The 24,549-nt window shown below is 63.1% G+C and carries 26 protein-coding genes; 11 read left to right on the forward strand and 15 right to left on the reverse strand.

All coding sequences use genetic code 11. The features are described 5' to 3' along the window. From JY500_RS14170 to JY500_RS14190, 5 genes are all read right to left on the reverse strand, one after another. Window positions 1-585: a pilus assembly PilX family protein gene (locus JY500_RS14170; RefSeq protein ID WP_206253385.1), complete on the reverse strand. Its 585-nt coding sequence runs from the start codon at window positions 583-585 to the stop codon at window positions 1-3. Continuing rightward, window positions 582-1,460 carry a PilW family protein gene (locus tag JY500_RS14175; RefSeq protein WP_206256494.1) on the reverse strand — a complete coding sequence of 293 codons (879 nt, stop codon included), beginning with the start codon at window positions 1,458-1,460 and terminating at the stop codon, window positions 582-584. The genes JY500_RS14170 and JY500_RS14175 overlap by 4 nt, the downstream gene beginning before the upstream one ends. A 9-nt stretch (window positions 1,461-1,469) precedes the next feature. Continuing rightward, entirely contained in the window at window positions 1,470-2,051 is a 582-nt protein-coding gene (gene pilV / locus JY500_RS22440; RefSeq protein WP_206253394.1) for a type IV pilus modification protein PilV, read from the reverse strand. Window positions 2,052-2,064: 13 nt separating this feature from the next. Continuing rightward, complete coding sequence (locus tag JY500_RS22445) at window positions 2,065-2,571, reverse strand: GspH/FimT family pseudopilin (RefSeq protein ID WP_206253402.1); 507 nt, start codon at window positions 2,569-2,571, stop codon at window positions 2,065-2,067. Between the two features lie 93 nt (window positions 2,572-2,664). Then, entirely contained in the window at window positions 2,665-3,582 is a 918-nt protein-coding gene (locus tag JY500_RS14190; protein WP_206253404.1) for a LysR family transcriptional regulator, read from the reverse strand. 154 nt (window positions 3,583-3,736) lie between these two features. Here JY500_RS14190 and JY500_RS14195 point away from each other — a divergent pair, with 154 nt between their 5' ends. From JY500_RS14195 to JY500_RS14205, 3 genes are all read left to right on the forward strand, one after another. After that, on the forward strand, window positions 3,737-4,426 hold the full coding sequence (locus JY500_RS14195; RefSeq protein ID WP_206253412.1) for a haloacid dehalogenase type II: 690 nt from the start codon (window positions 3,737-3,739) through the stop codon (window positions 4,424-4,426). Window positions 4,427-4,457: 31 nt separating this feature from the next. Next, complete coding sequence (gene aceB, locus JY500_RS14200) at window positions 4,458-6,056, forward strand: malate synthase A (protein ID WP_206253414.1); 1,599 nt, start codon at window positions 4,458-4,460, stop codon at window positions 6,054-6,056. 193 nt (window positions 6,057-6,249) lie between these two features. Then, complete coding sequence (locus JY500_RS14205; protein ID WP_206253416.1) at window positions 6,250-6,804, forward strand: PEP-CTERM sorting domain-containing protein; 555 nt, start codon at window positions 6,250-6,252, stop codon at window positions 6,802-6,804. A 62-nt stretch (window positions 6,805-6,866) separates the two neighbouring features. Here the strand turns inward: JY500_RS14205 and JY500_RS14210 are convergent, their stop codons facing one another. Continuing rightward, entirely contained in the window at window positions 6,867-7,760 is an 894-nt protein-coding gene (locus tag JY500_RS14210) for a hypothetical protein (protein WP_206253417.1), read from the reverse strand. A gap of 171 nt (window positions 7,761-7,931) precedes the next feature. Here JY500_RS14210 and cls point away from each other — a divergent pair, with 171 nt between their 5' ends. Beyond that, on the forward strand, window positions 7,932-9,389 hold the full coding sequence (gene cls / locus JY500_RS14215; RefSeq protein WP_206253419.1) for a cardiolipin synthase: 1,458 nt from the start codon (window positions 7,932-7,934) through the stop codon (window positions 9,387-9,389). A gap of 101 nt (window positions 9,390-9,490) precedes the next feature. Then, window positions 9,491-9,808: a hypothetical protein gene (locus JY500_RS14220; RefSeq protein WP_206253421.1), complete on the forward strand. Its 318-nt coding sequence runs from the start codon at window positions 9,491-9,493 to the stop codon at window positions 9,806-9,808. Here the strand turns inward: JY500_RS14220 and JY500_RS14225 are convergent. Both JY500_RS14225 and JY500_RS14230 read right to left on the reverse strand, forming a co-directional pair. Beyond that, window positions 9,802-10,260: a hypothetical protein gene (locus tag JY500_RS14225; protein ID WP_206253423.1), complete on the reverse strand. Its 459-nt coding sequence runs from the start codon at window positions 10,258-10,260 to the stop codon at window positions 9,802-9,804. The two genes, JY500_RS14220 and JY500_RS14225, sit on opposite strands and share 7 nt — an antisense overlap. An 8-nt stretch (window positions 10,261-10,268) precedes the next feature. Continuing rightward, window positions 10,269-11,165: an FAD:protein FMN transferase gene (locus JY500_RS14230; protein ID WP_206253431.1), complete on the reverse strand. Its 897-nt coding sequence runs from the start codon at window positions 11,163-11,165 to the stop codon at window positions 10,269-10,271. Window positions 11,166-11,258: 93 nt separating this feature from the next. Between JY500_RS14230 and JY500_RS14235 the strand changes: the two genes are divergently transcribed. Genes JY500_RS14235 through JY500_RS14245 form a run of 3 tightly spaced genes read left to right on the forward strand, consistent with a single transcriptional unit; the run spans window position 11,259 to window position 14,344 of the window. Continuing rightward, the gene (locus JY500_RS14235; protein ID WP_206253433.1) at window positions 11,259-12,437 is read left to right on the forward strand and encodes a cytochrome-c peroxidase; all 1,179 of its coding nucleotides are present in this window, start codon (window positions 11,259-11,261) and stop codon (window positions 12,435-12,437) included. Window positions 12,438-12,461: 24 nt separating this feature from the next. Beyond that, entirely contained in the window at window positions 12,462-13,796 is a 1,335-nt protein-coding gene (locus tag JY500_RS14240) for an outer membrane beta-barrel protein (protein WP_206253434.1), read from the forward strand. Continuing rightward, window positions 13,796-14,344 carry an FMN-binding protein gene (locus tag JY500_RS14245; RefSeq protein ID WP_206253436.1) on the forward strand — a complete coding sequence of 183 codons (549 nt, stop codon included), beginning with the start codon at window positions 13,796-13,798 and terminating at the stop codon, window positions 14,342-14,344. Before JY500_RS14240 ends, JY500_RS14245 begins: the two co-directional genes overlap by 1 nt. Before the next feature lie 24 nt (window positions 14,345-14,368). Here JY500_RS14245 and JY500_RS14250 read toward each other — a convergent pair whose 3' ends face one another. The 3 genes from JY500_RS14250 to JY500_RS14260 form a co-directional block, all read right to left on the reverse strand. Further along, window positions 14,369-15,424 (reverse strand): hypothetical protein, encoded by a 1,056-nt coding sequence (locus JY500_RS14250; RefSeq protein WP_206253437.1) that lies wholly within the window; start codon window positions 15,422-15,424, stop codon window positions 14,369-14,371. A 341-nt stretch (window positions 15,425-15,765) separates the two neighbouring features. After that, window positions 15,766-17,406, reverse strand: a complete 1,641-nt coding sequence (gene pgm, locus JY500_RS14255) for a phosphoglucomutase (alpha-D-glucose-1,6-bisphosphate-dependent) (protein ID WP_206253439.1) — start codon at window positions 17,404-17,406, stop codon at window positions 15,766-15,768. A 144-nt stretch (window positions 17,407-17,550) separates the two neighbouring features. Then, window positions 17,551-18,447 carry a LysR family transcriptional regulator gene (locus JY500_RS14260; protein WP_206253440.1) on the reverse strand — a complete coding sequence of 299 codons (897 nt, stop codon included), beginning with the start codon at window positions 18,445-18,447 and terminating at the stop codon, window positions 17,551-17,553. A gap of 111 nt (window positions 18,448-18,558) precedes the next feature. Here JY500_RS14260 and JY500_RS14265 point away from each other — a divergent pair, with 111 nt between their 5' ends. From JY500_RS14265 to JY500_RS14275, 3 genes are all read left to right on the forward strand, one after another. Next, the gene (locus JY500_RS14265; RefSeq protein WP_206253442.1) at window positions 18,559-19,329 is read left to right on the forward strand and encodes a type 1 glutamine amidotransferase domain-containing protein; all 771 of its coding nucleotides are present in this window, start codon (window positions 18,559-18,561) and stop codon (window positions 19,327-19,329) included. Window positions 19,330-19,349: 20 nt separating this feature from the next. Further along, window positions 19,350-19,985, forward strand: a complete 636-nt coding sequence (locus tag JY500_RS14270) for an NADPH-dependent F420 reductase (protein ID WP_206253443.1) — start codon at window positions 19,350-19,352, stop codon at window positions 19,983-19,985. A 70-nt stretch (window positions 19,986-20,055) separates the two neighbouring features. Continuing rightward, window positions 20,056-20,637: a TMEM175 family protein gene (locus tag JY500_RS14275; RefSeq protein WP_206253444.1), complete on the forward strand. Its 582-nt coding sequence runs from the start codon at window positions 20,056-20,058 to the stop codon at window positions 20,635-20,637. Between the two features lie 9 nt (window positions 20,638-20,646). Here the strand turns inward: JY500_RS14275 and JY500_RS14280 are convergent, their stop codons facing one another. The 4 genes from JY500_RS14280 to JY500_RS14295 all read right to left on the reverse strand — a co-directional run bounded on the left by JY500_RS14280 (window position 20,647) and on the right by JY500_RS14295 (window position 24,510). Continuing rightward, window positions 20,647-21,522, reverse strand: coding sequence for a DMT family transporter (locus JY500_RS14280; RefSeq protein ID WP_206253446.1), 876 nt, complete (start codon window positions 21,520-21,522; stop codon window positions 20,647-20,649). A 72-nt stretch (window positions 21,523-21,594) separates the two neighbouring features. Next, a complete protein-coding gene (locus tag JY500_RS14285; RefSeq protein ID WP_206253447.1) occupies window positions 21,595-22,098 on the reverse strand; it encodes a methylated-DNA--[protein]-cysteine S-methyltransferase in 504 nt (167 codons plus the stop codon). Then, a complete protein-coding gene (locus tag JY500_RS14290) occupies window positions 22,095-23,600 on the reverse strand; it encodes an AlkA N-terminal domain-containing protein (RefSeq protein ID WP_206253449.1) in 1,506 nt (501 codons plus the stop codon). The genes JY500_RS14285 and JY500_RS14290 overlap by 4 nt, the downstream gene beginning before the upstream one ends. An 85-nt stretch (window positions 23,601-23,685) precedes the next feature. Beyond that, window positions 23,686-24,510 carry an intradiol ring-cleavage dioxygenase gene (locus tag JY500_RS14295; RefSeq protein WP_206253451.1) on the reverse strand — a complete coding sequence of 275 codons (825 nt, stop codon included), beginning with the start codon at window positions 24,508-24,510 and terminating at the stop codon, window positions 23,686-23,688. Between the last annotated feature and the right edge of the window lie 39 nt (window positions 24,511-24,549).

The following is a 24,549-nucleotide window of genomic DNA, read 5'->3' on the forward strand; positions in this document are numbered from 1 at the left end:
TTACGGTTGCAGCGTCGCCTGCACCCAAGCCTGCACCTCATTTCGAGGCCCAAAGCCTTGTGCGGTCACTCGGTAGCGAGGTTTCGACTTACCGACTTTCAAGGACTGCCCCGGCAGAGGCGTATTAATGCCTTCAACAATGTAGCGCGGTTGAGCCGAAACCGACGACGGCCCACCCGTTGTTGCGAGAGGCGGATTCCCACCAAAACGGCCATAGACCACCGACGCTGCCGCCATCTGCGCCGACCAAGCCGGCTCTGCGCCAGCAGCCGCGGGCAGACACAAGCCTCTTAACACCGGGTCGGCGGGGTTGCAGTCGGCGGCAAACCCCGTAAGGCCGGAAATGTTCGCAGCCCTCGCACTTGCAGGCGTTAGCAAATCAACCTCCGCGTCCCTCAACGCTGCCTCTGCCGCCTGAAATGCGATCGCTTGCTCGCGGGTATAGCGCGCCATCCGTTCGTCCATCGTAGCGGTGCGCATAGAAGCCAAACCCATGATTGTAATTACCAATAAAATCAACAAGCTAACAATCAGAGTCGCGCCACGTTCCTGCAACAAGGAGTTTTCAAAATTCCGCGCGATCATGACGTTCGATTCCTAAGCTCTACAGAGAAGCTCACCACACGTCTCGCCCGTCTGTCCTGGGGGTCCACGAAGTTGGCACCTCCATCCCCCAAAGCGGGATAAGCTCCGCCAAATAGGTTGTATGTATAAGCCGAATTTTGTATAGCGCCCGCATCGCTCCGAATCAGCAACGCTATTTGGAGAGCCAGCACGTTGCCCATATTGGCAACAGCGCTGGCGGGCACCCAGCGATCAACATTTCTATCCCCGTTCGTATCCTCGCCGTAAAGGACTTGAAGGGTATCTACGCCGTAGATGAGCGGAACTTGAGTCGCGACCGGCCCGCCGGCCGCGATATTCGCAGGACCGCGGATCACGTCGCAAACGAGTGTTGGGGTATTCGTTGCGAGATCAGCCGGGTTAGTAGGCAGCATGACAATTCGGAAACGCTGTTCAACAATCTGAGCAGCCGGCACAGCGAGCCCCTCGCAATCGATCGTTGATCCGTCTGCCACCCCGGGGGTTGAGCCATCCGCCCCCCAAAACCTCATTCGAACCTCATCCGCAGTACCGACCGGGCCCACGTCATTCGCCCCGCACAACGCTTGTGTGATATCGAACGGTGCCACTCCGCAATTTGCAAGGACGCTGTTGAAATTCATCCTCGACGCCACCGGATGAAATCCTGCCTGTCGGATCTGCTTTGTAAGCACATCAAAACCAACACGAGCCCCATCCTGAATACCGGAGGAAGCTTGCGTGGCCCTCGCCGCAATCAGGTTCCCCGAGAACAATCTCGTCGCGGCCAAAACGACCACCATTCCAATCACAAGCGACACCAGTAACTCGACCAGAGTCAACCCGTGCAACCATCTCTTTTCAGAATGCTGTTTCATGACGGGCACTCATGGCAAAAAGGTCAATGCATAGCGGCGTTGAATCAGCGAACCCGCAGTTGCATTCTCTGTTGCGGTTACCGATCGCTCCGACCACCAAATCTTAATCACGATGGGGTCGGTCGCCCCCCCAGTGCACGCTGGCGCGGCAGGTGTGCCAGCCTCCGGCGTGAGGGTGCGGCAAACGACAGCGCGGGCCTGCGGCAGACGCGCAGACCTAGCCTGGAGAAGCCCTGCCAGAGACGCGTCGGTCAGACCCCGAGCCCAAACCCTCAGATCAAAATCTGCTTGCTGCGCCGGCGTACATGCCACCGAGAAGCAGTTCGTGGGCAACGCGGCACCGTTGGGGATTGGCGTAGCGACGCCCCAAGCGGGGGCGAGATAGCTGGCGATGGCGGTTCGATTTGCACGAATCCTGTCGGCAAGCTCGTAGGCGGCTTGAGTGGCCACGGTTCGACTTGCCGCATCCGCAGCACCCCGAGTGCTCAGAACAAACATCCCGGAGACACCGAGCAGTCCGACAGCGACCACTACGATGGCGACCAGCACCTCAATTAGGCTTGATCCCGACTGCCCACGCCCGTTATTCATCGCTCCCCTCACATTACACACACGCAGCTGCTGTCGGGTATGCCGTAACCACGCCAGTCAGGCGCGCATCAAGCACCCGACCAAGCCGCCCTGACACGCAAACAGTCCACTGCCGTGCCACATTTAATCGCCCCGTCATCTGAAACGTGGTGGAGAGCGGAGCCCCCGTCACGGCAATACGGATTTGCGGACTTTCGATCCGTCGCGTCCGAACGATATCGGTTGCAGCGGCAATTACGCCATCCCCATCGGGATCTGAGAACACAATCCAACCTCGAGACCAGTCGCCAACAGCGCCGCATGCGACACCATCAGCGCTCGGACAAAGTGACACTCGGCCGCCCCGCCGCGAGGCCTCAATGCGCGCCAACATCAGATCGCTAGATAGATCGCTCGCAGCGCCCGCGATTCGTTGCCTCGCCAGGACATCTGAGAAGCTCGGGGCTGCCAGCGCCAGGAGAATTCCCAAAATGGTGACGGTGATCATCAACTCGACAAGCGTAAAACCTTTCTGAGCCACATCGCCTCCTATCTCACGCCTTCACTGTAGCCGCATCAAGAACGCACTTGATCTCTCCGACGACGAATGGTCTTCACCCTGAGACGAGCGGATCTAGCTGCCGACACCTGCGGCGGCCCACTCAGGGCGCTCGCAGTAATGATGCTTCAACCGATCAATGAACAACCGCACCCGCAACGCAATGTTGCGTCGCTGCGGAAATACGGCATGTATTCCAACCGGCGGAGCGGAGAAGTCATCAAGGACAGACACCAAACGGCCAGCGGCCAAATCGCCACCAACCTCCCACATAGAACGCCAGGCCAGCCCAACGCCCGCTAGCGCCCACTCACGGAGCACGGCGCCATCGTTGCACTCAAATACTCCTGCTACCCGGTAGGTTCGGGGCGTCATTGCTCTTTCTGGATCGAGGAGCACCCACCCGCGCTGCTGCGAGAGCGCCAAGCCATGATGCGACACGAGGTCCGCCGGAACGCTAGGCGTTCCCCACCGCAGCAGGTATTCGGGGCTCGCGACAACGACGCGACGATTCTCGCCAAGCCGCACCGAAACAAGGCTTGAGTCCGCAAGATCGCCAAGTCGAACAGCTACGTCGATCCCTTCGTTTACAAGATCCACAACGCGGTCCGAAAGGTCCAGACTCACCGTAACGTCAGGATTGTCACGAAGAAATTCCATCACGACCGGCGCAACGTGGCGGCGTCCGAATCCTGCCGGAGCCGACACTCGAATATGACCGCTTGCCTTAATTCCACCCAGGCTGACGGATGCCTCAGCGTTGGCGAGATCATTGAGCACGCGCTGGCAGTCCTCCAGAAAAGCGGCTCCCTCGAAAGTTAGAGTTAGCCTCCTCGACGTACGCACCATTAGCTTCACCCCAAGCCGCGCCTCTAGTGCGTCAAGTCTCCGACTGACGACTGCCGGTGTGACACCCTCCATCGCCGCTGCTGCGCTCAAACTACCGCGCTGCACGGACGAGACGAAGGCTGAAATCTCCTTGAAACGATCCATTGTTGACCAAACCGCAAAGATGAATTGACCTTGGCGAGAATTCTAAACATTTCCAAAGACTAATAGACTTCGGTCGCAGCTTGCGCATTGACCTGCGCAGCGCCGCCTCTCGCCGGGGGGACGGGAGGCGGCGGCTGTTTTTTCGGGGGAAGCGATGCGGTACTCGGCCGTCCTGTTCGATGCTTATGGCACGCTGTTCGACGTTCATTCCGTCGTAGCGCTGGCCGACCAGCTCGCCACTGGGCGGGGGGCAGAGCTATCAACGCTCTGGCGCCAGAAGCAGATCGAGTACACCCAGCTAAGAACGCTGGCGGGGCGGTACAAGCCGTTTTGGGAAGTGACTCGGGATGGGCTGGATTTTGCCGTCGAGCGTCTCGACCTGGGGCTCACAAACCAGCAGCGCGATCGCCTGATGAATCAGTACGCATGCCTCGCAGCCTTCCCGGATGTAAAGCCGACGCTCAAGCGGCTGCGGGAACACGGGCTGACACTCGGCATCCTGTCGAACGGTACGTCGCAGATGCTCGATATCGCGCTAAAAAGCGCCGGCATCGCACCGCTACTCGACCACGTGCTGTCGGCCGACACCGTCGGCGCTTACAAGACATCGCCTACCGCCTACGCGCTTGGCACTTCGGCCCTGAAACGCCCGGCCAAAGAGATCCTGTTCGTTTCTTCGAACGGCTGGGACGCGGCCGGTGCCGGCTGGTTCGGGTTCAACACGTTCTGGTGCAACCGGACAGGACAACCGCGCGAACACCTAGATATCGCACCGAACGCGGAAGGGCGCTCACTCAGCGACCTACTTGAATACGTTGCCGGCAAGCAGGCCGGCAAGCAGTGAAGATTCCGATTTAGAAGACAAGGAGACAACCATGGCCCTTCAGTTGCCCGCTGGCATGCAAATCAACGCGCCTGTGACGCAGGCATTCGAGGCGATTCTCACGCCCGACGCGCTTGCGTTTGTCGCCAAACTGCACCGCTCGTTTGAAAGCCGCCGCCAACAACTGCTTGTTGCGCGCATCGAACGCACGAAACGGCTGGACGAAGGCGAGCACCCCGACTTCCTGCCCGAGACGCGGCACATCCGCGAAGGCAACTGGACGATTGCTCCAATTCCGAAGGCGCTTGAGTGTCGCCGGGTGGAGATCACTGGCCCGGTCGAGCGCAAGATGATCATCAACGCGCTGAACTCGGGAGCCGACAGTTACATGACGGACTTCGAGGATTCGAATTCGCCGGTTTGGGAGAACCAGATCCAGGGCCAGATCAACCTCTACGACGCAATCCGCCGCCAGATCGACTTCGACTCAAACGGCAAGCGCTATGCGCTCAAGGACAAAGTGGCCACGCTGGTGGTGCGGCCGCGCGGCTGGCATCTCGACGAAAAGCATGTGCTGGTGGACGGTCAGCGCGTCTCCGGCGGCATTTTCGACTTTGGCCTCTTCCTGTTTCACAACGCGAAGGAGCAGCTTGCCCGCGGCGCGGGGCCCTACTTCTATCTGCCGAAGATGGAGTCGCACCTGGAGGCCCGGTTGTGGAATGACATCTTCTGTCTTGCTCAGGATGAGCTCGGCATCCGGCGCGGCACCATCAAAGCCACCGTGTTGATCGAAACGATCCTCGCATCGTTCGAGATGGACGAGATCCTCTACGAATTGCGTGAGCACTCCGCCGGCCTGAACGCTGGGCGGTGGGACTACATCTTCTCCTGCATCAAGAAGTTCAAGGTCGACAAGAACTTCTGCCTCGCAGACCGCAGCAAGATCACCATGACGACGCCCTTCATGCGCGCCTACGCCCTGCTGCTGCTCAAGACCTGCCACCAACGCAACGCGCCAGCCATTGGCGGCATGTCCGCACTCATCCCGATCAAGAATGATCCGGAAAAGAACGCCATCGCGATGCAGGGCATCATCAATGACAAAAAGCGGGATGCGACGGACGGCTACGACGGTGGCTGGGTTGCGCACCCAGGGCTGGTCGAGGCAGCCATGGCGGAGTTCAAGGCCGTGCTGGGCGACAAACCCAACCAGATCGACAAGAAGCGCAACGACGTCAGCGTCGCCGCCGGTGACCTGCTCAACTTCCAGCCGGAAGCACCCATCACCGAAGCGGGCCTGCGCAACAACATCAACGTTGGCATCCACTACCTGGGCAGCTGGCTTGCCGGTAACGGCTGCGTGCCCATCCACAACCTGATGGAAGATGCCGCTACCGCCGAGATCTCACGCTCACAGGTGTGGCAATGGATCCGCTCGCCTAAGGGCGTGCTCGAAGACGGCCGCAAGGTCACAGCCGAGTTGGTGCGCAACCTCACGGCCGATGAACTTGGCAAAGTCTGCAAAGCGGTCAGCGCGCAAGGTGAAAACACCGCCACCTACGAGCGCGCCGCGCAGATCTTCGAGGACATGAGCACCCGCGTCGACTTCACCGAGTTCTTGACGCTGCCGTTGTACGAAGAGATGGCCTAAACAAAGAGCCCATCACTCAAGAGCTTGCAGGCACCGCAACGCCGCTGATACGGCGCCTGCAAGCGCGGACAGGGCACTCCTATGCGACCCACCGGCGCTGTGAGAGATTGATCACGCTCGACGTCGGTTCAATCCAAGCTCAACCTTATCCATACGGCATTATCTAGCCTTGTCACATCAAATTGGATAATCCATGACCACTTTCACCCGCCTCGCCGCGGCGCTGATTTTCAGCTGTCTTGCATCCACCGGGCACGCCGCCACGTCATCGTCAAACGACTTGCTTTTCGATATCGGAACGATAAATGGCCACCGCGTGTACCACGCGGACTACGCCATCTGGGCCACCGATGGGGGCGTTTTCAATCTGGATGGCGCAACTGTTTCAAGCAATTGGCCATGGGAAGGGCGCGCCCCTTTGCCCGGCGAGGACAATTACGATTTGTACGGAAAGAGCACGTTTTACGTGACCGCGTATAGCAAAACCGATGCTGGAAGCGATTTCAGCAGTATTGAGACGTACCACGTCAATTGGAATACGCCTACGGCGTTCACCTTCAACGTGAGAAACGCCGACCTCGTCGTTATCAACGCTGACGCCTTCAGCGACGGCACTCGTGCTCACGTCGCCGGTGCGTTTGGCGCCGGCATCACTCCGGCTGTACCGGAACCGGAAACCTACGCGATGATGCTGGCCGGATTGGGTGTCACCGCGCTGGCCGCTCGCCGGCGTCGTCAAGCAGCTTGATTCTCTGCACAGCAACAAAAATGGCGCCTGCGGGCGCCATTTTTGTTGTGTGGCTTGCCGCGCTAGAAACGCGCCGAGAACGACGCAGCCATCGCGGGCGCCGTCTTTACATCGTCTTTGGCGATGTCGTTGTCGCCGCTTCGATCCATGACCTTCAGGCGACCGCCGGTCATTGCGCCGCCGTAAAGGTCGAAACGCCAGCCGCCCTGGCCTCGATACGTAGCCTGCGCGAAGACCGGCATGTAGTCCGCTTCACCAACCCCCTCGCTGGCGACAGGATTGTCGTTCGCGAGCCTGAAACGGTAGGAGCGATAGGCAGCGCCGGCGCCCAGTTCCCACTGCGGCGAGAGCTGGTAGGACAGCATCAAGCCGGCCGGGCCCGAGGGGCTGACTTGCAGCGGGTTGGAGAGGCGCCAGTTTTCCGCCAGCTTCCAGTCGACGACGAAAAATGGGAAGAAGCGCGTTTCTTCGATGTTACGAAACACCGCAACGCCCAAACCAATGACCTTGTCTTGCGCAAAGCCCTTCATCACCATCCCGGTCATGCCGTAGGCGAGTGTCTTCGAGCTCGAGGCCCCTTCCTCGCCATTGCTCTCGATGCTGGGTGTCAGCGCAACGTTCCAGCCGCCATCCAGGCGCATTGAGTAAGGCACGCTGAGCGAGAAGCGGTTGGTTGCCTGCCACGGCGTCAAACCACCGAAGCCAACCGGCTTGTCGAACTGCCAGTTGTCGACGTCCACGCGCACCTGCACACCAAGCGATGAGGTTTGAGAGAGCCCCCAGTTCGCGCCGCCTGTGACGGTCAGGCCCGATAGGCCGACCGTACCGCCTTGCCCAAGATCGGTCTCGAAAATGTTGGTCCAAGCGGCAGTGAAGTTCATGGAAGCCGGTGCGGCACCAACAGGCGACGCAGCCAGCGCCAACGCGGCGCACACGACAAGGGGGCGCATTTGCATGACAGACAGGCTCCGAAAATGAGACGTGATCGCGGATCACACGGCGCCGGAGGATAGCATCGCCGTGCGCGATTGCGCGTGTCAGGGCGGCACCGTTTTGCCGCGACCGTGTCGTGGCAGAGCAGCTCGGCTATGCTTGCCCACTGCCATGCAGTCTGACATCGCGCATCGATGACCCTAAGTGCCCACCTCGGGAGCCTCGCCGCAGCGGCCCACATTGCGATCACCGCCGCGTTTGCGGTGCGCGCGCTGATGCAACGACACCCACCGTCGACGACGCTGGCTTGGTTGCTGCTGATACTCGGTGTCCCCTACTTTGGTGCCGTGATGTACCTGCTGATCGGCGAGCGCCAACTTGGCCGGCGACGCGGTAGCCACGCCCGCGCACTGATGCCCGTGCTCGAAGACTGGGTGCGCCAGCTACCCCCGGGCATGCTGAGCCCACACGACAATGGCGACCGTTGGTTCAGCATCCGGCGCACTGCCCAAGGCGCGGCAGGCCTACCCTCGACGATTGGCAATCGCCTGGAGCTTCGCAGCGACTCGTCGGCCATACTCCGCGCCATCGCTGGCGATATCAACGCTGCACGCCATACCGTGCTGATGGAGTTCTACATCTGGCACCCCGGCGGCGATGCCGACCTTGTTGCCGAAGCCCTGATCAATGCCGCTGCGCGAGGCGTCACCTGCCGCGTACTACTGGATGCGGTCGGCAGCGCGGCCTTCTTTCGCAGCCCCTGGCCAGCCCGACTCCGCGGCGCCGGCGTCACCGTGGTCGAGACCTTGTCCGTTGGCTTGCTACGTGCTGCGTTTGTTCGATTCGATCTGCGCCTGCACCGCAAGATCGTTGTGATCGACGGCACGATGGGCTGGACTGGCAGTCTGAACCTTGTCGATCCCGGCTGCTTCAAGCAAGACGCGGGCGTCGGCAAATGGGTCGACGCGATGGCGCGAATCGAAGGCCCAGTGGTTGAAATGCTCGCTGGCATCGTTCTGTGGGACTGGTGCATCGAAACAGGCGACGCAATCGCAAGCGTGGCACCGGGGTTGGCCAACGCAGTCGGCACGCGATTCGACGATGGCGCCGAGGTTCAGGTACTCCCGTCAGGCCCTGGGTTCGAAGGCGAAGGCGCCCAACGACTCTTCCTCGCCACGCTCTACGGCGCACGGGACGAAATCGTGCTGACCACGCCCTACTTCGTGCCCGACGAGCCGCTCTTCCTTGCCCTCGAGGCGGCTGCCCTGCGTGGCGTGCGGGTCACGGTCATCGTGCCGGCGCGGATCGATTCGATCCTGGTGCGCCATGCCAGTCGCTGGTTCTTTGAACCGCTTCTGGCGGCCGGCGTCCGCATCCTGCAATTCCATGGCGGGCTCCTGCATACCAAGAGCGTTACGGTCGACGGCAGTCTCTCGTTGTTTGGCACGACCAATCTCGACATTCGGAGCTTCCGCCTCAACTTCGAAGTCACGCTGGTCGTCTATGACCCGCACTTCACCCAGGCGCTACGCGCGCTGCAAGCTGAATATGAAAGCGGATCACGTGGCGTCGATCCGGAACGCTGGGCGCGCCGCAGCACCCGCGCTCGGCTTGCCGAGAACGCCGCACACCTTGCCAGCCCCCTGCTGTAGCGGACCGTCAGGCATGAGTGTCCGAACGCAGACAAAGGAGGCCATCGCTGCCAGGCCGCCCGTAGCAGAATGGCAGCATTGCATGCGGAAAGGCTTCAGCGATGAACACCCTGATCGTGAGTTTTGGCGACGGTCGCGATTACGAATTCCAGGTTGACGACAATGCGCTCGACGCGTTGGATGGCCGCGCACCACGCCAGTGGTTCGACCGCGAGTTCGTTGAACTCGAATGCACGCCGAGCAACCCGATGGGCAAGCTCCTGATCGTTGATCAGATCCTGAACGTCGCGAAATACGGTGGAGAGAGTCGCTTCGCGAACCACGACGAGTGGGCGCAGCGCTTTGCAGCGCACGCCTTGAAGGCGGTTGGGCGCCCACATGTTCGCGTGGATACGGCGGGCTGGGCGATCTCCTACTGAACGCTGGCGACCGGCTGCTTCGACCCGTGCCGTCGAACAACATGCCAAACGAAGGGAAGCAGCAGACCCACGCCGATCCAGCCATGCGCACTCACCAGCGCGTCGCGCAACGCACCGTCGGCGCCATACTGCGCAAACTCGCCTGACAGCCCCAAAGCAACCCACGCTGCGATCAACGTGATGCCCGCCCAGCGCAAGCGCCCGACCCGCCACATCGGCATCGCATGACGTGCGGAAATCGCGCCCAGCATCACCAGCGACCAACCCGCCAGCACGCCGTGGCATACCACTGACGCGTGCCGCCATTCAAGCAGCCAAGCGTCCGCGAACAGGCTGGCGGCTGGCGCGAACAGCGGCAGCCCCGAGGCACACAGCGTCACCAGTACAACGATGATCGCCGGGCGCCACGCGTGGTGCTGCAAACCCGGCGCCCCCATTCGTCTGTGCTGCATTCGGTTCGTCACTCCAGTTCAATCGCGGCAGCAGAATTCGCTGCCAGCAGCGGATGTCCCAGATCGCCGCTGACCAACACCACCTTGGTCAGCGCATCCGCAATCGCGCAGCGCGGCGCTCGGACCGCTACGCCGCCTGCCTTGAGCGAGAGATGCCTGCCGTCGCGACCGAGCACCGCAAGCCCCGCCTGCCCATGAAACGGGCCCTGCATCGCGTAGCGCACTGAACTGGCCAGTGCCTCGTCGCAAAGCGCCAGACTCGCCCCGGCTCGCTGCCAAGCTCCAACCGCCCGCAGCGCCACACTGCGTTCGCCGAGCACCGCTAAGTCGCCGCCCGCGTTCACGCACGCATGTCGTACCCCCGCTTGCCCCAAGCGAGCCAGCGCGGCATCAACGCCCGCACCCTTGGCGAAGCCGCCAAGATCGAGGCACACGCGGCGCCGGATGCGAATGTGGCCGGTATCAAGCCATTCCAACGCTTCACCCGCAGTACCACTCGGCACGTCGTCCGTCTCAAACAAGCGCGGGCGCAAACCCAGTTCGATGAGTTGTGCGCCAAGGTTGGCGTTGAAGCAGCCCCCGGAGGCCCGCTCCACCGCTACCACCTCACGCAACGACTCGTCCTGCCAAGGCAATAGGTCGATCTCGTCGCCCACTCGGGCCCGGTTGATACGAGCCAGCAGACTTGTCGGCAGGAAGAACGAGAACGCAGCCTCTATCCCTGAAAGCGCCGCGAAGGCTTCGTCAAGCAAGGACGGATTGGAGGTGCTGGCCTCAATTTCAACCAGCGTTCCCATCACCATCCGCGCCCGCCGCACCACTGCGCCGGGCGCTGTTGCATTCGCCGCATCAACCATGACGGCGACTATACCAAAGCAGGTCACACATGTAACAATGCGAACCATTCTCACTCGCACCACAGATTTCAACTGATGCAAAGAATGTACAGGTGGCCCCTCCCCCACCCATTGGCCGCGCGATACCTGCTCGCATGCGCGATGTGTGTGTCACTGCTCGGCTGCGGTGGCGGCGGAGATTCCGCGTCTGCCACCAGCGCACCGGGGCTACCCTCAGAAACGCTCAGCACGGTCGGCGAACTCGGGCGTCAGATCTTCCTAGACCCCTCATTGTCGGCCTCCGGCAAGATATCCTGCGCGACCTGCCATGACCCGTCAGCCGGGCACGCGGCACCAGGGTCTGGCAGTGGCAATATCGGCACGCCCGACGGCGGCACGCAACTCGATGTACAGGGCTTCCGGAAAGCGCCGTCGCTTCGCTATTTGCGTTTCGCTCCAGCATTCAACTTCGACGCCGAAGGCACGCCAAACGGTGGCTTCATGCGCGACGGCCGGTTTGGCAGTCTTGCCGAACAGGCAAGCAAACCGTTCTTCGAACCCCACGAGATGGCGCTGGCGGATAGCGCAGCGCTGGCAGCAAAGGCCCGCGTAGCACCCTGGGCAGCCGCTTTCCGCGCGCAGTTCGGCGAGGCCGTGTTTGACGACCCGGCGCGTGCGCTCGACCGCATCGCTTACGCGCTGGCGGAGTATCAGAAGGAAGACCCGGACTTTGCCCGCTTCGACAGCAAGTACGACGCCTTCCTGGCCGGCAAGACCAAGCTGAGCGACTCAGAAATGCGCGGGCTGGCGCTGTTCAACGATCCACGCAAGGGTAACTGTGCCGCATGCCACCCGGCCAGCACCCCGGCTAATGCGCCAGGGCCGTTGTTCACCGATTTCAGCTACGACAACCTTGGCGTGCCGCGCAATCCCAAGATCCGCGCAAACGCTGACCCGAACCGATTCGATCTGGGGCTTTGTGGTCCGTTCCGCGCCGACCTGACCGGGCGAACCGACCTGTGCGGTGCGTTCAAGGTGCCCACGCTGCGCAACGTGGCGCTCGGCGGGCCGTACTTCCACAACGGTCGATTTGAAACGTTGAAGGAGGCGCTGCGTTTCTACGTGCGCCGCGACACCAACCCGGAAGAGTGGTACCCGCGCTTGCCCGACGGCTCGATCGACAAGTTCGACGACCTGCCGGCGGCCTGGAAAGGCAACGTCAATACAACCGAGGCGCCGTACAACCGCAAACCGGGCGACGCGCCCGCGCTCAATGACGCGGAGATCGACGACCTCATCGCATTTCTGAACACGCTCAACGACGGCTGGCAACCAAAGTAAGCCCCGCCCCACGGAGAACCCAAGATGATGAAGAAAACCGCGCTGGCCGTAGCGCTGGCGGCCGCATTCGCGAGTGCGCCAGCGTTTGCCCAGGAAGACCTGCGCGCCGAAATGCGCGCGCTGCGCGAAGAAGTGCAACGGCTACGCGCCGAGCTTGATGCCGTGAAGGCTGCCGCACCCGCGGCCCGCAGCGCGCAGGTAGCAACGCCTATCGCCCCTGCTCCCGCTTCCGCACAAACCGCCGTGGCATCGTCCTCACCCACGTCACCTGCCGGGGCCACGGTGGCTGCCGCCGCGGAGCCGGCGGAGTCGGCTACACGCCTGTTCGGCTACGGCGAAATCAGCTTCAGCCGGCCGCAAGACGCCGCCCAGGCGCAGGCCACGGTGGGACGCGTGGTGCTCGGGCTCGGGCACCAATTCAACGAACGCACGAAGATCGTTACGGAGCTCGAAGTTGAAAACGCAGTCGTTTCGGCTGACGATCAGGGTGAAGTCGCGATCGAACAGGCGTACGTCGAGCATCAGATCAATGATGGCCTGGCGGTCAAGGCGGGTCTTTATCTGATCCCGCTGGGCTACCTGAACGAATCGCACGAGCCGCCCAACTACTTTGGCGTCAAGCGCAATTTCGTCGAGACCGCGATCATCCCGACCACCTGGCGAGAGATCGGCATTGGCCTCACGGGCAGCACGGACTTCGGCCTGCGCTGGGACGCTGGCGTCACGACGGGATTCGACCTCACGAAGTGGGACGCTACCGATGCCGAAGCGCTCGAATCGCCACTCGGCGCGGTCCATCAGGAAGGGCAATTCGCCAAGGCAGGCAATCTCGCGCTTTACGGTGCGCTGAACTACAACGGCCAGCCCGGGCTGAACGTTGGCGGCGGTGTATTCATCGGCGACGTCGCGCAAAAGCAACCCGATTTCGCCAGCCCGGACGCTCGTCTGACCTTGGCAGAGGCGCACGCACGATGGACTCCGGGCAACTGGGATCTCAGCGCGCTGTATGCGATCGGCAGCTTCTCAAACGTTGAACAATTCAACCTGACCCAGGTCGGCAACCCATATCCGGTGCCCAAGCGCTTTGATGGCTGGTATGCACAGGCCGGCTACAAGGCTTGGGCCCAGGGCGACTATGCTCTGCTGCCGTTCGTCCGCTACGAGCAATTCAATACCGCCCGCAAGTACGACGACGCCCTCGCTCAGTTCGGCTACGCAGCGCAACCGACAGAAGCCGTGGTCACCGCCGGTGCAAGCTTCAAGCTGCATCCGCAGGTGGTGCTGAAGGCGGATTACCAGTGGTTCCGTGAGAACAGCAGCCGCGACATGTTCAACCTCGGCATTGGCTTTGCGTACTGATGCAGCACCGTTGGCTATTCGCCGCCCTCGCGCTGACACCGGCCGCGATCGTGCTGCCGGTGCATGCGGTGGTGTACATGAGCGCCGAGCAGGCACGTGCTGCGCTGTTTCCGCAGGCAGCGCGCTTCGACGAGATCGCAATTGAGCTCACGCCCGCGCAGCAGCAAGTGCTCGACCAGGCGCTCGGCGTTGCAACCAAGCCGCGGCGCGTGCAGGGCTGGACCGCGCGCGACGGCGCGGGGAAGCTGATCGGCCAGATCCTGCTCGATGAGGTCATCGGCAAATACGAGCTGATCAGCTATGCCGTCGCGTTCGGCGCTGACGGTGCAATTCAGGCAGTAGAGGTGCTGGCGTACCGCGAATCGCATGGACAGGAGATCCGGCTACCCGCATGGCGCAAGCAGTTCGTCGGCAAGAAGACGCTCGACGAACTTCGCTTTGGCGAGCAAATCAAGAGCATCTCGGGCGCGACCCTGTCGTGCCGCCATGTCACAGAGGGCGTGCAGCGGCTGGCGACGATCCAGCGCACCGTGTTGGCGCCTCGCTAACGACCGCGCGGCGCGATCGCCTGCTCAGCGCTTTGCTGCATCCACCGCAAAGCGCTGCTGCAGGGCATCGCGCTTTCGCCGCAGCCAGCCTTTGAAGCCGCGCTTCTGGCGCCACTTTTCGTAGCGGAGCCAGCGTCGAACAAGATCATCTTCGGCATCCGCGAGGTCATGATTACCGTGCGCCCTGAGAGCATCCCGCAGTTCCTCATGTTCCGATTGACCTACCGGGCTGGTTAGCGAAACCGCGTGAATCAATGCAGCCGACAGCGGCGGCCCGTCGAATCCAGCCTGTGGGTCGGCATCACAAAGTAGAAGCCCGATACGGGTACGAATGCATTTCTCGCACACCCCGCAGTTCAGCGCCCCCTCCCGCGATGAAAAGCAGACACGCAGTCGGCTCACCGCATCGGTGTCTTTGGCAAGGACGGCCAGGCGCTTCAAACGCGAGAACTCGATGTAGGGCGAACGCCCCTGTACGGCCATCGAGCTCAAGTAGGGGTGTATCACCGGATGCGAGCCCCAAGGGTTCTGCACCATGTCGATCAAACGCTCGCCGCTGGTTCCCATGTGCACCTGTTCGACCACATCGGGAAACAACTGGGCAATGGCAGACAGTGCGAAGCCATTAAACGCGACACCCCAGAAGCCAGATCGCGGGTCAAGCTGGCGCAGATTCGTTTCAACCTGGACGCCCCGCACACCGCGAGAGGCAAGCCACGGTACCGCCGACGCAAGGAATTGCTCGTACGCGGGCCGGTCGTCGCGGGTACTCAGGTAGCCAAGGTCCAAACCAAACACAATGAAGGCATGGTCGATCCGGCCGGCGGCTCCGACCGGAAGCAGACTGTGATTGCGCAACAGGGTGAACGTCGCATCAACGCCGCCGGAGAAGAAGCTCGCAGTCGCTCGCCCGGGCGGTGCAACGCATGCCTCGACTGCACATTCGAGCGTCGGCAAGGTCCACGCACCCGACATATCACGGCACCAATGCTTGATGATCGCGAGTGCCGACGGAATGCCTTCAACGAGAACCGGGTCGAGGGGCAGCGTGCTCGCAATGCGCGTTTCACCGGCGGCCATCGCGGGCACCGCAGCAGCCAGCACGAAGGGCGCAGCGTGAAGACGCATCGGCAATCCGGTGCTCGGCACACGAAACTCGATCCGCTGCGGCGCACGACTCACGGACTCCCACTCCACCAGCGCGGACAGGCATTGCCAACCCTCGATCTGGCTCAGTTCGTATTCGCTGATCCGCATCCTGCTTTACTCCATTTGCGCCGAGACCCCGGCGTATTGTCCAGAACCGACTCGGTACCCCGGCCGCATGCTGGGTCACGCCGTCACACAGCGCGCGATGCCAACGTCACGAAAGAGACAAAAAACCCGGCACGAGGCCGGGTTTTCCAGTGACCTGCGCGAAGTCAGGCTGCCAGCGCGTCGCTGACGATCTGCTGCGCTTCTTTCACGATCAGTTGCAGGTGTTCGGCGCTGACGAAGCTCTCGGCATAGACCTTGTAGATGTCTTCGGTGCCCGAGGGGCGCGCGGCGAACCAGCCGTTGGCGGTGGTGACCTTCAGGCCGCCGATCGACGCACCATTGCCCGGCGCCTTGGTGAGCTTCGCGGTGATGGCGTCGCCCGCCAGCGTCGCAGCAGTCACGCGCTCGCCGGTGAGGCCCTTGAAGGCCGCCTTCTGGGCCGGCGTCGCGGCAGCATCGATACGGGTGTAGAACGGCGCGCCGTACCTGGCGGCCAGTTCCTGGTAATGCACGCCCGGGTCCTTACCGGTGACGGCGGTGATTTCCGCTGCCAGCAAGCCGAGGATGATGCCGTCCTTGTCGGTGGTCCACACCGAACCGTCGCGGCGCAGGAAGGATGCGCCAGCGCTCTCCTCGCCACCGAAGCAGAAGCTGCCGTCGAGCAAGCCACCCGAGAACCACTTGAAGCCGACCGGCACTTCGAGGAACTTGCGGCCAAGACCGTTCATGACGCGGTCGATCAGCGCGCTGGAGACGAGCGTCTTGCCGACTGCTGCGCTGGCCGGCCACTGCGGGCGGTGCGTCAGCAGGTAGTTGATCGCCACCGCCAGGTAGTGGTTCGGGTTCATCAGGCCGACGGACGGCGTGACGATGCCGTGGCGGTCGACGTCGGCGTCGTTGCCCCAGGCGATGTCGAACTTGTCCTTCAGCGCGACGAGGCTCGCCATCGCGTAGGGGCTGGAGCAGTCCATGCGGATCTTACCGTCATGGTCCAGGGTCATGAATGAGAAGGCCGGATCGACCGCCGGGTTCACGATCTCGATGTTCAGCCCGTAGGTGTCGGCGATCGGCTTCCAGTACGCGACGGCTGCGCCACCGAGCGGGTGCACACCAATCTTCAGGTTTGCCTTGCGGATCGCGTCGAAGTCGATGACCGCGCCCAGATCCTTCACGTAAGGCATGACGAAGTCTTCGGCCTTCGTGGTCGCGGCGGCTAGTGCCTCGGTGTAAGGCACGCGCTTCACGCCCTTGTTGCCCTCCGCCATCAGCGCATTCGCGCGCGCCTCGACCCAGCCGGTGATGTCGGTATCCGCCGGGCCGCCGTGCGGCGGGTTGTACTTGATGCCGCCGTCGACCGGCGGGTTGTGCGACGGCGTGATGACGATGCCGTCGGCACGCGGACCGGCGTTGTCGCGGTTGTACACGAGGATCGCGCGCGAGATCACCGGCGTCGGCGTGAAGCCATCGTCGGCCTGGATGCGGGTTTCCACACCATTTGCGGCCAGCACTTCGAGCGCGCTGATCTGCGCGGGGCCGGACAGCGCATGCGTGTCCTTGCCCAGGTACAGCGGGCCAGTGATGCCCGCCTGCGCGCGGTACTCGCAAACGGCTTGCGTGATCGCGAGGATATGCGCTTCGTTGAAGCTGCCGGCAAACGCATTGCCGCGATGGCCGCTGGTACCGAAGGCCACGCGCTGCGTCGGGTTGTTCACATCCGGCGTGATCGCCGTATAGGCAGCCAGCAGCGCGGGGATGTCAGTCAGGACGTCTTTGGGCGCCGGTTGACCGGCCAGGGGGTGTGCCATCTTCTTATCCTCGGGGAATGCAGGTGAAAACCTATCAAGTTTGCCGCAGATCGGGTGACAACGTCTTGACCTGAACGAACAGCCATTGCTGCAAACGGCAAGTCCGGTCAAGCATGCGCGCTTCGAGTCGCCATTGCCAACGCATCAATCGGTGGTGCGCAGCGCATCGAACTGCGCCGCAGCATGGTCGATGAAGGCGCGGACCTTGGGCGTGAGGTAGCGCGCGCTGGGAAATAGCGCGCTAACGGGCACCGGCGCGCGCGCCCAGCCCGGCAGCACGCGGCGAAGCGTACCGGCTGCCAGCGCATCATGGGCCACCATCAGCGGCAATTGCGCGATGCCCAAGCCCGCCTTCGCAGCATCCACCACCGAAAAGCTGTTATCCACCCGCAACCGTGGTTCCGCTTCAACGGTAACCACCTCGCCGCCGCGTTCGAGGCGCCAGCCTTGGCGCTGGTTTCCCCCGGCGAAGGCAAGCAGCGCATGACTGGCAAGTTCCTGGGGTGTCTCCGGCATCGCAGTACGAGCGAGATAGTCCGGGCTCGCGAACAGCCCGTAGCGCAGCTCCCCCAGTCGCCGTGCCGCCAGCCGTGAATCCGGCAACTCGCCGACGCGGATGGCGAGGTCAAAACCCTCGTGCACCAGGTCGACAAGGCGCCCTGTGTAATCGGCCTCGACCCGCACATCGGGAAAGCGCTGCAGGTAGCCAATCACCCAACGGCTGACCGCCAACATGCCGAACTCGACACCGCAGGTCAGCCGCAAGACGCCACGCGGCTCGCCGAGCATCTGTTGCGCGACACGCTCGGTGTCCTCCACCGCCGCGAGGATTCCAATCGCACGCTCGAAGATTTCGCGCCCGACTTCGGTGAGCGACAGGGAGCGCGTGGTGCGTTCGATCAAACGCACACCCAGTTTGCGTTCCAGGCCGGTCACCACGCGCGAGAGATGCGCCTTCTGTGTCCCGAGCAAGTCCGCTGCGCGGGTGAAGCTGCCCGATTGCACCACTTTGACGAAGGCAGCCAGTTCATTGAGTTCCATCGCAGCGCCTTTGTTGCCGAGAACGGCAACAGTATTTCTCATTACGCCGCATTTTTCACCGGCTGCTTCAAGCGAATACTCCACGGCGTGCAAGACCACTGGAGCCCCGCCATGAGCCTGATGAACACCAACCCGCTGAACCCCGAAGCCCGCAAGCGCGTCGCAATCGTCATCGCGAACCCGGCCGTCTCCACCACCACCGGCTGGCCGGTCGGCTTCTGGTGGAGCGAACTGACCCACCCCTACCTCGCCTTTACCGAAGCCGGCTATGAAGTCGAGATCTTCAGCCCGGCGGGCGGCGCCTGCGTCGCCGACGGCATGAGCGACCCGAATGACGCCAGCGGCTATTCGAAGACGGACCTGATCACGCAGGGCTTCCTGCATACACCCGAACTGGTGGCCTTGGTGGCGAACACCAGGCCGGTCAGCGAAATCGGCTTGGCGGCGTTCGACGCGATCGTCGTCGCCGGCGGCCAGGCGCCGATGTTCAACTTCGTCTCCGCGAGCGCGCTGCGGGAGAAGTTCGTCGCCTTCTACACGGCAGGCAAAGTCGCGGCGGCACTGTGCCATGGCACCGCGATCCTGAAGTACGCCCAGCTGCCCGACGGCACGCCACTTGTGCGCGGCAAGACGGTCACCGGCTTTGCCAATGTCGAAGAGGACTTCGCGGACAACGCGGTGTGGCAGTACGGCCTTCTGCCCCGCGGCACGCATGTGATGCCCTGGCGGATCGAGGACGCGTTGCGAGACCTCGGTGCGAACTATGTGCAGGCCGGCCTGTGGCGCAGCTTTGCGGTGCGCGACGGCAACCTCATCACCGGCCAGCAGAACTTCTCCGGCGCCGAAACAGCACGCCTCGTCATCGAAGCGCTCGGTCGCTAAGAACCAGGAAGGAGATCGCCATGAAAATCGCATTCATCGGATACGGCAATGTCGGCGCACCGCTCGCCGACCACCTGCAGCGCCTCGGCCACGAAGTCACGCTGGCCGCCAAGGACCCAGCTTCGGACAACGTGCGCAAGGCGCTCGAACGCAACCCGGCGCTGAAGGTTGCCGAGCCAGTCGCCGCGGTATCGGCGGCGGAGGTGGTGTTCCTCGCCACGCCGTTCCAGGCAAACGAAGCCGCCCTTGCCGCCGTGGCGCCGGCGCTTGCCGGCAAGGTGCTGGTCGACTGCACCAACCCGGTCGGCCCCGGCCTGCGCCATGGCCTGGGCAGCGAGCGGTCTGGCAGCGAGATGATCCAGGCGCGGGTGCCGGGCGCCCATGTCGTCAAAGCCTTCACGATCTACGGCTTCGAGAACTTCGAGAACAACGCCTACCCCGCCTACAACGTCAAACCGATGATGATGTACTGCGGGGCAGACGCGGGCGCGAAGCGCATCGTCGGCGACTTGATCGCAGCGCTGGGCTGGGATCCGCTCGACGTCGGTGGGCTGGAGCAAGCACTGCATCTGGAGCACATGACGCTGCTGTGGGTGCGCATGGTCCGCGTTGAAGGGCATTCGCCCAACATGGTCTGGGCGCAGCTCAAACGCTGACACGCTGGACATCGGCAGAGCCGGCAGCAACACTGCCGGCCTGTTCGCAAACCTCGCAGCGGGCACAACGATGGGCAAGAACCGACTCGAAGCCTTCAGCGATGGCGTACTCGCCATCATCCTCACGATCATGGTGCTGGAGCTCAAGGTGCCACATGGCGACCGGCTCGACGCCCTGCTCCCGCTGCTGCCGGCCTTCCTCAGCTATGTGCTGAGCTTCATCTACATCGGCATCTACTGGAACAACCATCACCACATGCTGCACGCGGTGAAGCGGGTCTCCGGCGGTGCCTTGTGGGCGAACCTGCACCTGCTGTTCTGGCTCTCGCTGTTGCCCTTTGTCACCGGCTGGATGGGCGAGAACCACTTCGCGCCGCTGCCGACTGCACTGTACGGCGGCGTGCTGCTGATGGCCGGCACCGCGTACTGGATCCTCGCTCACTGCCTGGTCGCTGGAGACGGGCCGGAGTCACTTCTGGCGCGCGCCATCGGCAAGGATCGCAAGGGCGCACTCTCTGTCGTGATCTACGCGATCGCGATGCCGCTCGCCTTCGTTCAGGAGTGGTTCGCGCAAACCTTGTATGTGGTCGTCGCCCTGATGTGGCTGGTGCCGGACACCCGTATCGAACGACATCTCAACGACGCCGATTGATGCGGGCGTTCAACGGCGCCCCGGCGCCTTGAGCACCCCAGTCGCCAGAGCAGTGCCCAACACGACGACGGCGCCACCAACGAGCATGCCGGCCTTGAGCGCTTCGCCAAGGAACACACTGCCCCACAGCACGCCGAAGAGCGGGATCAGGAAGGTTACTGTGACCGTCCGCGATGCGCCCACGTGCGTGACCAGCCGGAAGAACAACAAATAGGCGAGCGCGGTACAGCCGACACCGAGCGCCAAGACGGCCAGCCAAGCCAAACCGCCCGGCATCTGCGCCGGCCAGAACCAGTAAGCCAGCGGCGCCAGCACAATGGCGGAAATGATCTGCGAACCAGCGGCATTCACCAGCGCCGGCACGCCGCCGAGTTGGCGCTTCGTCAGGTTTGCCGCGAAACCGTACGAAAACGTGGCGACCAGCATCGCAACAATCGCCCAACCCGAACCGCCGGGTTTGAAGTCCGCCTTGTCCGCCGCCAGCATCAAGACGCCCGTGAACCCCACCGCCAGCCCCAGCATGCGTGAGGCGCCCAGCCTGTCACCCAACCAAAGCGCCCCGATCAGTGCGGCAAAGATCGGCACGGTGGCGTTCAGAATGGAAGCCAGCCCCGCAGTGATCGACAAGGTCGCCCACGCGATCAGCACGAACGGCAACGCAGAGTTGAAAACGCCCATCACCGCGATCGCGCCAGCATGCTCTCGCAAGACGGCCCCTTGGCCTCGCAGCAACAACAAAGGCGCAAGGCAGAGCGACGCAATCGCTACCCGCAGCCAGATCAGGGCCACAGCGCCAAAGGCCGGGGCCGCATAACGCATGAACAGAAACGAGCCGCCCCAGAGCGCGGCCAGCAGAACGAGTTCGAACAAGTGTTGGGGTTTCACTGCAGTCCTCTTTCCCGGGTCGCCTCGTGAGCGCCCGCTTTTTGAGTGTATTGAATCAATTCGACGCGGACGTCAGGCCGCCATTGCGCACGGCGTGCCTTCAGCTTCGAAAGCAAGCAACGTCTGTTTGCGCGGCAGACCACCGGCATAACCGGTCAGCGCCCCACCACACCCTACAAGGCGATGGCACGGCACGATGATGGTCAGCGGATTGCGGCCAGCGGCCGCCCCCACGGCGCGTGCCGCCGAGGGTTTGCCAAGCGCCTGCGCCACGCTGCCGTAGTTGCGGGTTTCGCCAAACGGAACACGGGCAATCTCATGCCACACGGCTTTCTGGAAATCCGTACCGCGAGGCGCCAGCGGCAGATCGAAATCCCGGCGCCGACCGGCAAACCATTCGTCCAATTGCGCCGCAGCATCACACAGCAGACTCGCCGTCGCGTCCTCACGCCAGTCTGGCTGGACGCCATCGAAATGGGCTTGCCCGACGAGCCAGGCGCCGGCCAGGCCAGCAGGCCCGCCCGCCAGGATCATGGCTCCGATGGGGGTAGCGTGCGGCATCCAGATCATGCTCATGGGTTTTCCCTTTTCGTAGGCGCGGGTTCCGACAAGCGCCGCCAAAGATGCAAGGTGGCGTAGCCGCGCCACGGGCGCCAGACCTCGGCTGCGGCATCCGCTTCGCGCACGCTGGCGACACCGAGCGACTTGATCAACGCAACGTCGCCGCTCGGCCATGCATCAGGCCAACCGAGCGCGCGCAGCGCGATGTATTGCGCAGTCCAGCGACCGATACCCGGCAAGGCTTCAAGCTTGGCCAGCGTCGCCGCCACATCGGCGGCCGGCCCAAGATCAAGCCGGCCGCTGGCGATTTCATTCGCCAGCGCGAGAATCGCGTGCGTCCGCTGACGCACGATGCCGAGGGACGCAATTTCCTCCACGCTCGCTTGCGCAATCCGCTGCGGCGCCGGGAATACGCGCCGGATGCCGGCAAATGGCGTGGCCACCTCATCGCCGAACGCTGCGACAAAGCGGCCCGCGATGGTGTGCGCCGCCTTCACCGTGACTTGCTGGCCCAGCACGGCCCGCACCGACATCTCGAAACCATCGAAAGCCCCGGGCACCCGCAAGCCGGGCGCATCGGCGGCCAGCGGCCCAAGCACGCGGGCAACTGCATCCGGCTCGCAAGCCAGGTCACACAGGCGGCGCACGCCTGCCAGCACTGCCTGCAACACACGCACCAGGCTGGGGGAAACCGTGGCCGCGACGGCATTGCGGCCGTCAGCCAGAGTCAGCGATAACCATCCGAGGTGAACGATGCCGCCTTGTTCGATGCGGACACTGCGACGGTAGATGCTGTCCTCGACCTCCTCGACCCCAGCAACACAGCGGCCGGCGAGAAAGCCCAACAGCCTGGGCCAATCAAACGGGGGACGGAACGCCAGTTCAAAGCGCAGGCCTTCACCGGACACCGGCGCCCCGCTTGCCCGTCGCAGATCCGATGGCGTCAGGCCGTAGTGGCTTTGGAACAAGGTGTTGAAGCGGCGCAAGCTGCCAAATCCCGCGGCCAATGCAACTTCAGTGATCGGGAGTGCGGTGTCCGCCAGCAAACGCTTGGCCATCAGCAAGCGTTGAGTCTGCGCGTACGCGACCGGCGTAACGCCGAACGTGTCGGCAAAGATGCGACGCAAGTGCCGGTCCGTGATCCCGAGCCGGGCCGCCAGCCCTTCGATCCCCTGATCGTCCAACTGCCCGGCCTCAATCCGCTGCGCCGCAGCCCACGCCAGGCGCGACGCCGAATCAATACCGGCTTGCCCCGGCGCCAGTTCCGGGCGGCAGCGCAAGCAGGGGCGGAAGCCGGCCGCTTCGGCCGCCGCCGGGTTCGCAAAGAACAGGCAATTGGCGGCCTTCGGCGTTCGTACGCGGCACACGGGCCGGCAGTAGACACCGGTGGACGTCACGCCAACGTAGAAACGGCCGTCGAAACGACTGTCCCGCGCGACGAGGGCCGCATAGTGGGCGTTGTGGCTGCCGGTGTTGTCGTCGCCGACTTGGCCGTCGATGTAAGAGCTGCGGTTCATGGGGCGGATTATCCGCCCCTCGCCGCCCACTGCTCGCCGTTTTCGGACCTGATATTCCGGCCGGTCGCGGCATGCAACACTCAGGTCATGCGGCGATACCTACGGTCAATGTGGCGGTGTAACCGTTCGCAGCATCGCCGGTCAGCGCGGCCATCTGGTACGTCGTGCCATCGCTGAAGACGTTGTCGGCAGCAAAGCTCGTCACCGAAGTGTTCTGGCCACGCGAGACATACAGCGTGGAGTTGTACACCGCCGTCGTATCCGCCAGGGGGAAGGCAATCTGCGAGGTGGCCGTTGCCGTCACCTGCAAGTTGTCGGCCAGATAGATCTGGAAATGCACATGCGTGATTCGCCCGGCATACCAACCCGGGTAGATCGTCGTGAACGTGACTTCGCCATTGGTGTCCGACACCTGGATGCCACGCAGGAACGTCTGCCCCAGCGTATTGCCGTTCGTGCTCGTGCTGTAGCCGGAATACACGCCGTCCTTGTCGCAATGCCAGACGTACACCGCTGCGTTGGCGATCGGTGCGCAGCTGCCATTGACGTTCACCAGTTTCAGCCGAAGCGTCAGGGGTACACCAGTCTTGCCTTCGGTGATGTCTTGCCGAACCATCGCCGCGTTGCTCAGGATTGCCAGCAAGGGATACAGGCCCTGCGTTTCCTGCGGAATGATCGCGCAAGCGCCCGCGCTACCGGCGCTGCCAGCGGCGCCGGCGGAGCCCGTCGTAGTTGTCGTGCTGGTCGTATCGGTGGCGCCTGTGCTGACCGTACTCGACGTCGCTGTTGTGCCCGTCTCCGACCCGCCACACCCCCACACCACCGCCGCCCCCAGCGAGCCGATCGCGCCGAGCAATCGGCGCCGTTCCGACACCGTTGCAGGCTCGTCGGTATTCTTGCTGTCCATCATCACGCTCTCCCCCTATGGTCAGTTCGCCCTGCGCGCTTG

It is taken from the genome of Niveibacterium microcysteis (assembly GCF_017161445.1).
Lineage (GTDB): Bacteria > Pseudomonadota > Gammaproteobacteria > Burkholderiales > Rhodocyclaceae > Niveibacterium > Niveibacterium microcysteis.